The 10,646-nt window shown below is 61.8% G+C and carries 11 protein-coding genes and 1 tRNA gene; 8 read left to right on the top strand and 4 right to left on the bottom strand.

Annotated features, from left to right (window positions below; all coding sequences use genetic code 11):
* Nucleotides 1-80 precede the first annotated feature (80 nt).
* From LB525_RS03340 to LB525_RS03320, 5 genes are all read left to right on the top strand, one after another.
* On the top strand, nt 81-1,235 hold the full coding sequence (locus LB525_RS03340; RefSeq protein ID WP_224543415.1) for a dihydrodipicolinate synthase family protein: 1,155 nt from the start codon (nt 81-83) through the stop codon (nt 1,233-1,235).
* Nucleotides 1,236-1,315: 80 nt separating this feature from the next.
* Entirely contained in the window at nt 1,316-2,422 is a 1,107-nt protein-coding gene (gmd, locus tag LB525_RS03335; RefSeq protein WP_224524143.1) for a GDP-mannose 4,6-dehydratase, read from the top strand.
* 12 nt (nt 2,423-2,434) lie between these two features.
* A complete protein-coding gene (gene fcl / locus LB525_RS03330; protein ID WP_140842164.1) occupies nt 2,435-3,403 on the top strand; it encodes a GDP-L-fucose synthase in 969 nt (322 codons plus the stop codon).
* Nucleotides 3,390-4,562 (top strand): hypothetical protein, encoded by a 1,173-nt coding sequence (locus LB525_RS03325; RefSeq protein ID WP_224543414.1) that lies wholly within the window; start codon nt 3,390-3,392, stop codon nt 4,560-4,562. The genes fcl and LB525_RS03325 overlap by 14 nt, the downstream gene beginning before the upstream one ends.
* A gap of 4 nt (nt 4,563-4,566) precedes the next feature.
* Entirely contained in the window at nt 4,567-4,827 is a 261-nt protein-coding gene (locus LB525_RS03320) for a hypothetical protein (protein WP_224543413.1), read from the top strand.
* 41 nt (nt 4,828-4,868) lie between these two features.
* Here LB525_RS03320 and LB525_RS03315 read toward each other — a convergent pair whose 3' ends face one another.
* From LB525_RS03315 to cpdR, 3 genes are all read right to left on the bottom strand, one after another.
* Entirely contained in the window at nt 4,869-5,510 is a 642-nt protein-coding gene (locus LB525_RS03315) for an outer membrane protein (RefSeq protein WP_224543545.1), read from the bottom strand.
* A 234-nt stretch (nt 5,511-5,744) separates the two neighbouring features.
* A tRNA-Val gene (locus LB525_RS03310) sits at nt 5,745-5,819 on the bottom strand.
* Between the two features lie 115 nt (nt 5,820-5,934).
* Nucleotides 5,935-6,297 (bottom strand): cell cycle two-component system response regulator CpdR, encoded by a 363-nt coding sequence (gene cpdR, locus LB525_RS03305; RefSeq protein ID WP_006199474.1) that lies wholly within the window; start codon nt 6,295-6,297, stop codon nt 5,935-5,937.
* A 150-nt stretch (nt 6,298-6,447) separates the two neighbouring features.
* Between cpdR and LB525_RS03300 the strand changes: the two genes are divergently transcribed.
* Together LB525_RS03300 and hisN are read left to right on the top strand one after the other, a co-directional pair.
* Entirely contained in the window at nt 6,448-7,404 is a 957-nt protein-coding gene (locus tag LB525_RS03300) for an N-formylglutamate amidohydrolase (RefSeq protein ID WP_095766700.1), read from the top strand.
* 358 nt (nt 7,405-7,762) lie between these two features.
* On the top strand, nt 7,763-8,536 hold the full coding sequence (gene hisN / locus LB525_RS03295; protein WP_224524173.1) for a histidinol-phosphatase: 774 nt from the start codon (nt 7,763-7,765) through the stop codon (nt 8,534-8,536).
* Nucleotides 8,537-8,546: 10 nt separating this feature from the next.
* Here the strand turns inward: hisN and LB525_RS03290 are convergent, their stop codons facing one another.
* Nucleotides 8,547-9,503 carry an alpha/beta fold hydrolase gene (locus tag LB525_RS03290; protein ID WP_224543412.1) on the bottom strand — a complete coding sequence of 319 codons (957 nt, stop codon included), beginning with the start codon at nt 9,501-9,503 and terminating at the stop codon, nt 8,547-8,549.
* A gap of 616 nt (nt 9,504-10,119) precedes the next feature.
* Between LB525_RS03290 and LB525_RS03285 the strand changes: the two genes are divergently transcribed.
* Nucleotides 10,120-10,587, top strand: coding sequence for an Hsp20 family protein (locus tag LB525_RS03285; protein ID WP_095766320.1), 468 nt, complete (start codon nt 10,120-10,122; stop codon nt 10,585-10,587).
* Nucleotides 10,588-10,646 lie beyond the last annotated feature (59 nt).

The raw sequence follows: 10,646 nt of genomic DNA, 5'->3' as shown, positions 1-10,646 counted from the left end.
TCCGGCTTGGATGCCGTGAATCATAAAGGTTCTTGATTTATTGGAACGTTCCATTTATAGCGACCGCAAGGGAGAGTTCCATGGACATCACCTTGCCTGCGGCAAACGGCGACCGCGTCAGCTACCGGCTTGTCGGCAAACCGGTCGAACCGATCGAGGGCGCACGCTTTTCGCGCATCGCCTATGCCGCCGCCCATGTCGTTGCCGATCCCATCGCCATGACCGATCCGTGGTCGCGGCCGGCGGTCGACTGGAACAGGACGATCGCGTTCCGTCATCATCTGTGGCGGCTCGGCTTTCGCATCGCCGAAGCCATGGATACCTCCCAGCGCGGGATGGGTTTCGACTGGGCGAGCGCGAAGGAGCTGATCCGCCGCTCGATCGCGGAAGCCAAAACGGTGCCGGGCGCCGACCTCGCCTCGGGGGCGGGGACCGATCACCTGGCGCCGGCTGCGGCCAAGACGCTCGATGACGTCATCGGCGCCTATGAAGAGCAATTCGCCTTCATCGAAGGCGAGGGCGGCAAGGCGATCATGATGGCGAGCCGCGCGCTCGCGGCGGTGGCCAAAGGGCCGGACGATTATGCCCGCGTCTATGACCGCATGCTGTCCCAGGCATCGGGCAAGGTCATCCTGCACTGGCTTGGCGACATGTTCGATCCGGCGCTCAAGAATTATTGGGGCAGCAACGATTTCGACGCGGCGCTCGACACGGTCGTCGCCATCATCGAGCGGCATGCGGGCAAGGTCGAAGGCATCAAGATATCGCTGCTCGACGCGGAGAAGGAAGTGCGGCTGCGCGATAGGCTGCCCGACGGGGTGGTGATGTTCACCGGCGACGATTTCAACTATCCCGCACTGATTGCCGGCGACGGCAGGAAACACTCGCATGCGCTGCTCGGCATCTTCGACGCCATCGCGCCGGTGGCAAATGCCGCGCTGGCGAAGCTGGCGGAGGGCGATAAGGCCGGCTATGACGCGCTGATGGCGCCGACCGTGCCGCTGTCGCGAAAAATCTTCGAGGCGCCGACCGAATACTACAAGGCCGGCATCGTCTTCATGGCCTGGCTGAACGGGCATCAGGACCACTTCACGATGGTGGGCGGCATGCAATCGGCGCGCGGCATATGCCACTACGCGGATGTCTTCCGGCTCTCCGACCAGGCCGGGCTGCTGGCCGACCCCGATCTTGCCATCGCCAGGATGAAGACCCTGCTGGCGGTCGCGGGCGTTTAAGCAGGTTCCCCGTGCGGGGATTTGCGTTTCGGCGATAAATCGTATTCGCTTGCCGAAAATAGGCGCGGGCGCACATGGCAATGGCGGACAAAGTCGCCCCGGCAGACAAGGTCGCCCTGGCAAACAGGGTTGCGCTTGTCACCGGGGTTACCGGGCAGGACGGGGCTTATCTGGCCGAGCTGCTGCTCGGCAAGGGCTATGTTGTCCACGGCGTCAAACGCCGGTCGTCTTCCTTCAACACCGAGCGCGTCGACGACATCTATGTCGATCCGCATGAGAGCGGCACGCGCTTCTTTCTGCATCATGGCGATCTGACCGACGCGACCAATCTGATCCGCCTCGTGCAGGAGACGAAGCCCAGCGAGATCTATAATCTCGGCGCGCAAAGCCATGTCCAGGTGAGCTTCGAGACGCCGGAATACACCGCCAATGCCGATGCGCTGGGGACGCTCAGGCTTCTCGAAGCGATCCGCATTCTCGGCCTCGAGAAATCGGTGCGCTTCTACCAGGCCTCGACCTCGGAGCTCTATGGCGATGCGGTCGAAACTCCGCAGAACGAGAGCACGCCGTTCCGGCCGCGCTCACCCTATGCGGCAGCCAAGCTTTATGCTTACTGGATCACGGTCAATTACCGCCAGGCCTATGGCATGTTCGCCGCCAACGGCATCCTGTTCAATCACGAGAGCCCGACGCGTGGCGAAACCTTCGTCACCCGCAAGATCACCCGCGCCGTTGCCGCGATCCATCACGGCCTGCAGGAGACGCTCTATCTCGGCAATATCGACGCACGTCGCGACTGGGGCCATGCGCGCGACTATGTCGAGGGCATGTGGCGCATCCTGCAGCATGACGAGCCGGACGATTTCGTGCTCGCGACCGGCGAGGCGCATTCGGTGCGCGAATTCGTGGAACTCGCCTTCGCCGAGGCCGGACACCGCATTCGCTGGCAGGGCAGCGGTGCCGATGAAGTCGGCATCGACGCAGCCACCGGCGCCGCGCTTGTGCGGATCGATCCGCGCTACTTCCGGCCGACCGAAGTGGATACGCTGGTCGGCGATGCCGCCAAGGCAAGAAAGGTTTTGGGCTGGTCGCACACCATCGGCTTCAAGGACCTGGTGGCGGAAATGGTTCGGGCCGACCTGGTGCGCACCGCCGGCGCTACTTGGCGCAACGGCAGTTCAACCTAGGACTCCGCGCTTATGGACAAGAGTTTCGATCTCAAAGGAAAGCGCATTTTCATTGCCGGCCACCGCGGCATGGTCGGCTCGGCCCTGGTGCGCCGCCTGGCCGGCGAGGATTGCGAGATCGTGACCGTGGCGCGCAGCGAGCTCGACCTTCTCGACCAGGCCGGCGTGCGCCGCTGGATGGAGGCCCGGCGGCCGGACGCCGTGATCATGGCGGCCGCCAAGGTCGGCGGCATCCTGGCCAATGACAGCTTCCCGGTGGATTTCCTTTACGAAAACCTCGTCGTGCAGACCAATGTCGTCGAGGCCGCCTTTCGCAGCGGGGTGCAGAAGCTTCTGTTCCTGGGCTCGTCCTGCATCTATCCGAAGCTTGCGCCGCAGCCGATCCCGGAAGACGCGCTGCTCACCGGCCCGCTCGAACCCACAAACGAATGGTACGCCGTCGCCAAGATCGCCGGGTTGAAACTTTGCCAGGCCTACCGGCGGCAACATGGCGTCGATTACATCTCGGCCATGCCGACAAATCTCTACGGTCCGGGCGACAATTTCGACCTCGACAGCAGTCATGTCGTGCCTGCGCTGATGCGCAAGGCGCATATGGCGAAGCTAACCGGTCAAAAGACCCTGCAGGTGTGGGGTTCGGGCCGGCCGATGCGAGAATTCCTGCATGTCGACGACGCCGCCGACGCCTTTGTCTGGCTTTTGAAGACTTATTCCGGCGACGGCCACGTCAATGTCGGTAGCGGTGAGGACATCACCATCGCGGAGCTTGCCGGCACCGTCGTATCGGTCGTCGGCGCCGGCGCCGAGATCGCGTTCGATCCGACGAAGCCGGACGGGATGCCGCGCAAGCTGATGGACGTCTCGCGCCTGTTCAAGACCGGCTGGAGGCCGGCCTATTCGCTTCGAGATGGATTGGAACAGACCTATGCCTGGTTCCTCGACCATGTCGAGAAAGGCGATATCCGTCTTGGCACTGCATGATTCTCAATCGAAACTCATCGCGGCGACCAGGGAGGACGGTTTGGGCGGCCGGCTTTTGGCTATGGTCAACGCCAAGGCGTTTGCCGACTCGCTCGGCTATCGCTTTGGCTTTGCCTGGAAGCCTATCCATGACGACAAATTTCACTCGGTTGAGAAAGTCGACAAGATATTCTCCGCCGATTTCATCGAGAAGCACTGGCTGGGGGAGACGGTCGAACCATTGGGTTTCGATGTTCTCGGAGAGGTAGCCTTTAGCCGTGCCAGTCTCGATGCCGCGGCGGCACGGCGAAGGTTTCGCGGCTGGATCTGCAACGAGTTTGAGATACTGGATCATTTTCGTGGCGGACCCCAACTCGTCCAACGATCGGAGACATTGCGAGGTTTCGGGTTTTCCAAGACCGTGAATCAGGCGCTCGACGCCGCCGACAAGTGCCCGTTTCCGGGGCCGATCGCCGCTTTGCATCTTCGCAGCGGCGACATCGTGCGCGGCAAGTATCGCTTCATGCTGCATTTCAGCGACAAGGTAGTGGCCTCGACCTTGGTCAAGGCTGTCGCGTCAGAGCTTTCGTCAAAAGGCCTGACAACTCTTCTGATCGGTCAGGATCGTGAAACGCTCGAATATCTGCGGTCGGAAACGGGAGCCTTGCTGGGCGACGATCTGGGATCGGCGGAATTCGCAGATGAGACGCTCAAGGCATTTTTCGAGATGAGGCTGATGGCGCGGTGCCAGAAAATCTATGCAGGCGGCAGCGTCTATGCGTCCGTCGCATCGATGATGGGCGATGTCGGTCTCGTCCATCCGAAAACCTTGTTCGACGGTTCGAGAGCCGCGGAAATGATTCTGGCCGAACTCAGCCGACATCAGGGCGATTACCACCCGCTCGAGGCGGCCTTCGGCTATCAAACCGCGTTTCTCGATCTCGAGGATCAAATCAATCCCGCGCGAGCAAGAGACATCAGACATCCTGGAAAAGGCTCACGCGCTGGATCCGCACAACGACGTCTATCCGCTCAAAATCGCGGCGGCCTTTTTTCGCGAACGCGACTATCGGTCCGGCGAAGCCGTTTTGAAGGCGCTCATGACAGGACAGTTCGAAGCCTCTCCCGCAATGCCGTTGCGCGCGATTGGCGTGCTGGTCTGCCGAACATGGCGCGGTGATGTCATGTCGAAGGATTTCGAGTCCTTCTTCGCGGCGGCCGCAGAGGGGCATCCCTACGCCGCGGCGTGTTCGGCGCATATTCTCCATGCAACATTCGGGAAGGTGAAGCCGGCTCTGCGGATGATTGCGAAGTCGCTGGAGGCGGAACCGGCCAATGCCTTGTTCAAGAGAATCAAACGGCACATACGGCCATTGACGACGCCTCAGTCCGGTCCTCTGGCGAAGGCGCGGCTGCGACTCTGGAAGGCGGGGATTCGAATATAGGGACCGCCGCTGCGGTCTTTGCCGCGGCTGCATTAGGGAGATCAAAAGCGGTAGTTCAGACTCAGAGAAACCGTATGGGTGCTGGGCTTGACGAATGTTGGACCAACCAACGCGCTGTCGTCTTGGAAATTATGATCCGAGAAATGCGCGTAGGCGTAATCAAGGCCGACAACCCATTTGTCATTGAGCGCGTAGTCGGCGCCGACACCGATCGTCCAGCCGGTATAAGTCCTGTCAAACTTGGTATCGCCAAAACCGAGAACGCTATATCCGGTATCGTGCAGGTGCAGGAAGGCCACGCCGCCCTTAACGTAGGGTAGGAAATTGCCCATCGCATATCCGGCCTTCGCAACGATATCGCCTTGCCAATCGGCAGCGGTCTCGAACGTTTCAGCGTCGATTGTCGGCACCGTCTTCTTGTTGAACACCGCAACCAGGCGGGCCTCCGCTCCGAGAACGAAATTGTTGTCGAACTGGTATTGATAGCCTACTTGGCCGCCAACCGATGCCGAGGTGCTATCACCATCGTATTCGCTAGGATCGTTATTGGGGATCGTCACATCGCCCTGGAGAAAATTGACGCCGGCCACTGCGCCGATATAGGCGCCAGTCCAATTGTAGGACGTGGGCTCGACCGACAATGCATCCGCAGCAAAGACTGGCGAACAAAACCCAACAAGCATTGCCGACGTGAGTAGAACTTTCCTCATAATTCGCCTGTGGCTCCCGATCCGCCATTGCACCTAAGGGTTGATAGCATGGCTTTCAGGGTTGCGCTGTAACACAGCGGCAACAGTGGCGCTGGAGGAGCTTAGCCCTGACGTGCCCCGCGCGACCAGAGCCGGGCGGAGGCTGCAATATACCTAGCCGGTGTGCTCGGGGTCCACTGGCGGAGATCGGCTAATTTAGTGGTAGGATGGTGGGCGTGACAAGGATTGAACTTGTGACCCCTGCAATGTCAATGCAGTGCTCTCCCGCTGAGCTACACGCCCATCCGAAGCCGCGCATACACCACTTTTGATCCGGCGCGTCAATAGCGGGAATGTGGAAAGACGGCTTCCGTTTGTCGCATCGGCGCGGCGCGTCGTCGATGCCTGCCGAAGTGGCTCAGGCCGCCTGCAGCATCTTCTCGACCTCGTTGACGAGATCGCGCAGGTGGAAGGGCTTCGACAGCACCTTGGCGTCCTTGGGCGCCTTGGAATCCGGATTGAGCGCGACTGCGGCAAAGCCGGTGATGAACATCACTTTGAGGTCCGGATCGATCTCGGTGGCGCGGCGGGCAAGCTCGATGCCGTCCATCTCCGGCATGACGATGTCGGTCAGGAGCAGCGAGAAAGGCTCTTCGCGCAGCCGCTCATAGGCGCTGGCGCCATTGTCGAAATCGCTTACCTGGTAGCCGGCGCGTTCCAGCGCCTTGACGAGGAAGCGGCGCATATCGTCGTCGTCTTCCGCCAGCAGAATGCGTGCCATCATATCCCGTCCGAATCACCCGCCCCAAGCCTGCCGCCGGGCAAGGCTGTTAACCATGCTGTATATGAGGATGTGTCGGTAAACATCAAGTGAATGAAGGGCGTCCCGCATCCGGTTCAAGCTGCGGTTTCGTCGCCCGAAATGCTGGACATGCCGCACGCAAGGTGGCAAGTTTTACGTCATGATGCAGTGCTGTTTCCTGGTTCGTGCAAATTGAAAACGGCAGCCGAGGATTTTTCGGTCGTCCCACCCTTCGAAATCCGATCGGGCGCCGAGCAGCGCGTCCCTTTCCTGTTCAACTCACCGCATAGCGGCCGCCACTATCCGGAGCGCTTCCTGGCCATGGCGCGGCTTGACCGCAACGCCATCCGCCGGTCGGAGGACTGCTATGTCGAGGAGCTTTTCGGCGGCGCCGTGCCGCTCGGCGCGCCACTGCTGGCGGCCAATTTTCCGCGCGCCTATCTCGACGTCAACCGCGAGCCGTGGGAACTCGATCCGCGCATGTTCGCAGAGCCGGTCCCGTCCTTCTGCAACATCCGTTCGGCGCGTGTCGCCGGCGGGCTGGGCACGGTGCCGAAGCTTGTCGGCGAAGGCCTCGATATCTATCCCGGCCGCCTGCCGCTGGCCGAGGCGGTGGCGCGCATCGAAGCGGTGTACAAGCCTTATCACGAGACGCTGAAGCGGCTCCTGACCAGAACACATGCCAGGTTCGGCTATGCCGTGCTGATCGACTGCCACTCGATGCCGGCCAGTATACGCGTCGGCGACAACGGCGTGCGGCCCGACTTCATCATCGGCGATCGGTTCGGAATTTCGGCCTCGCCGGCGCTCACCGAGATGGCCATCGGCCTGCTTGTCCGCATGGGCTACACCGTCGCGCATAACAAGCCCTATGCGGGAGGGTTCATCACCGAACATTACGGCAGGCCGGCGCGGCATCTGCATGCGTTGCAGATCGAGGTCAATCGCGGGCTTTACATGGACGAGCGGACGTTCCAGAAATCGGCCGGCTTCGACGCCTTGGCCTGCGACCTGACCCGCTTCTCGGCCGACCTGATGTCGATGCCCGACCACCATTTCGTCGATTTGCCGCTTGCGGCGGAATGACGGCGCGGTTGGCGCGCCGAGTTCTTGTATACGCAATTCCGGACGGAAAACCGCTTCACATTTTTCCTGGAATTGCCTGAAAAAAAGACCGCATCGTTTTCACGACACGGTCGAAGTCTAGGGAGGAAACGCCCAAGGAGGGCATGGACAGGAAAACCTGTCCGATGACAAAATTATTGTGCGCCGCACAAATGTCAATCGACAGCGGGCTTTTTTAATTCAATATGATGTGGAAATTCCGCTTCGGCGGCTCAGATGTGACATTCGGGCAACAGAAAACGGGCGTCTGACCGGTCTTCAGCGCGCCTGTTCGGCGAGAAACAGGCAGCCGGCAACGGCCGCGATGGGGGAGAGCGACTTGGATATCAGCACCGATTTCATGCGGCGCATCGCGCATGCCGCCGCCGCCGAAACCCTGCCGCGCTTCCGCAGCCAGGGGGCGGTCACCAACAAGCTTACGGGAAGCTTCGATCCGGTAACGGAGGCCGATCGCGAAGCCGAGCGCGCGATCCGGACGCTGATTTCGTCCGAATATCCCGAGCACGGCATCCTCGGCGAGGAGCATGGCAGCCACAACCTCGCCAGCCGACATGTCTGGGTGATCGACCCGATCGACGGCACCCGCGCGTTCATTTCCGGCATCCCGGTGTGGGGAACGCTGGTCGGGCTGACCGTCGACGGCGAGGCGGTCGCCGGCATGATGTCGCAACCCTTCACCGGTGAGCTGTTCTACGCCAACGCTTCCGGGTCGCATTATGAAGGACCGGGCGGCCCGCGCCGGCTCGCGACCCGCAAGACGACCGAACTCGCGCAAGCGACGCTGTTCACGACTACGCCGGCATTGTTCCAGGGCGATGCGCGCAAGCGCTATGACCAGTTCGAGACAAAGGTGCAGCTCGCCCGCTACGGCACCGATTGCTACGCCTTCGCCATGCTGGCGGCCGGCAGCATCGACATCGTCGCCGACCCGGGCCTGAAGCCCTACGACATCGTCGCGCTGATCCCGATCATTGAGAAGGCCGGCGGCGTCATCACCACTTTCGAAGGCGGGCCGGCGGAGAAGGGCGGCGATATACTGGCGGCCGCGACGCCCGAGCTTCATGCGGCAGCGATGGCGGCGCTGCGCGGCTGATCGGGCGCGCTCAGGGAGCATCACCCGTGCCGGGGATGAAGGCGTCGAAAGCCGCCAGGAGCTGCTCGCGGTAGATGTCCTTCTCCTGCAGGATCTCGTGTTGCGCGCCGTCAATCATCAACAGCGAGCCGACGCGCAGTTTCCTGGCATAGGCCTCCACCGCCTTGGTCGAGACCACCCGGTCGGCGCCGGCGGCGACGATCAGCATCGGCACCTTCACCCTTGCCATGAAATCCGGATCGCTGACGGCTTTCGCGGCCGCGGCGGCGGCCCTCAGCCAGCGGATGGTTGGACCGCCGAGCGCGAGCTGCGGCCAGGCCTCGTAGATTCCGACATTGCGCCGGTAGCGCGCAGGATCCGAGGTCACCTTGTTCACCTCGAAAGCGGGCGGCACTTTCGGGCGCGGACCGAGCGCGGCATAGAGCCGGCCGAGACCCAGCGCGCAGAAAACCGTGCAGACGCGCCGGACCGTGGCGATCGAGACCGGCAGGTCCGGCACCTCGAGAAAAGGAGCCAGCAGCACCATGCGTCGCACCCGGTTGACCATCGACGGCGAGGCAAGCAGCGCAATCACCGCGCCCGTGGAGTGCGCGAGGATGTAATAGGGGCCGCGGCAGTCGGGCAGCACGATTTCCTCGAAGAATTGCTCGAGATCGCGCGTATAGTCACGGAAGCTGCGGACATAGCCGCGCTGGCGGTCACGCAGCAGGCGGCTGGAATCGCCCTGGCCGCGCCAGTCGAGGATGGCGACGCCGAAGCCGCGATCGGCGAGATCGCGGATGGTCTCGAAATATTTCTCGATGCATTCGTTGCGCCCGGTCAGCAGAACCACCGTGCCCTGCAGCGGGCGGCTGACAGCGGCAAAGACGCCATAGCGGATCTTCTTGCCGTCGCGTGTGGTGAAGAAGCCGCCCGCGGCATTCTGCGGCGGGGGATTGTCCTCGGTCAGATGGAAAAGATCCGTCATGCGGCGTCGTTGCTTGTTCTTTGCCCGGACGGGCGAGGCGTCGGCATGGTGATAGACGGCCAGGCGGCAAAAGCAAAGGCGTTGCGAGGATCTACGCGGTTGCCGCGCATGACCCCGAAAATCAGAATCGATTTCGGAAAGGATCATGCGCGAAATCAAAAGGGCTACTGCGTCCTTAGCGCGTCCAGAGGACGCGCGGCGCTGTAGCGCGGGGAAGGCCGGAAGTGCCTGCGGTGCACTTCCGGCCTCTGTCGATCCGGGAGGAAGGGACGTTGCACCCGGTTCGGCCTCGTCGCGGCGCAGGGAAGGGGGGCGCCGCTTGTCTCTCTGTCTTGACGCAATTTCGGACGGAAAACCGCTTCACACTTTTCCTGGAATTGCTCGAACTTGACCAAAGCCTAATGCCGCATGACTGAACGGATGCCGAAGCCGTGGTTCATCCACCGTTCATGAACGTGGCTGCATTGCGACCAAGGAAAACCTTGAAATGGCTTTTTGAGCTTCCCAAATGAATGCTGTGGCCGCCGATGTCGGGGCCGCTGGCCTATCCGGAACGCCTTTCGAGGGTTTCGCAACGGGTCATACGCAAACCATGTTGCTCAAAAGGAGAACACTCATGCGTCACGTTGATTTTTCCCCGCTTTATCGTTCGACCGTCGGCTTCGACCGGCTGTTCACCATGCTCGATTCGCTCGGCCAGCCCGAGACCGCGCAGACCTATCCGCCCTATAATATCGAGCGCACGGGCGAGAACGCCTATCGCATCTCGATGGCCGTTGCCGGCTTCTCGGAAGACGAAATTTCGATCGAAGCCCACCGCAACGTGCTGACCGTCAAGGGCGAGCGCAAGGAAGAGAACAACAGCGAGGGTTCCGAGCTGCTTTACCGCGGCATCGCCTCGAGGTCCTTCGAGCGCCGCTTCCAGCTGGCCGACCACGTCGAAGTGGAAGGCGCCACGCTGAAGAACGGGCTGCTCTTCGTCGACCTCAAGCGCAACATTCCCGAGGAGCTGAAGCCGCGCAAGATCGCGATCACCTCGTCCGCGGACAAGGCCAAGCAGATCGAAACCAAGGCCGCCGCGTAACCCGCGGGGCCCGTAGTAGACAACGTCTCCCTCCCGAGACGAAAGCGGCGCCGCGAGGC

Source organism: Mesorhizobium sp. CA16, assembly GCF_020165175.1.
Taxonomy (GTDB): domain Bacteria; phylum Pseudomonadota; class Alphaproteobacteria; order Rhizobiales; family Rhizobiaceae; genus Mesorhizobium.
Note: the sequence above shows the minus strand (reverse complement) of the source record. Positions and strands in the feature narration are given on the sequence as shown.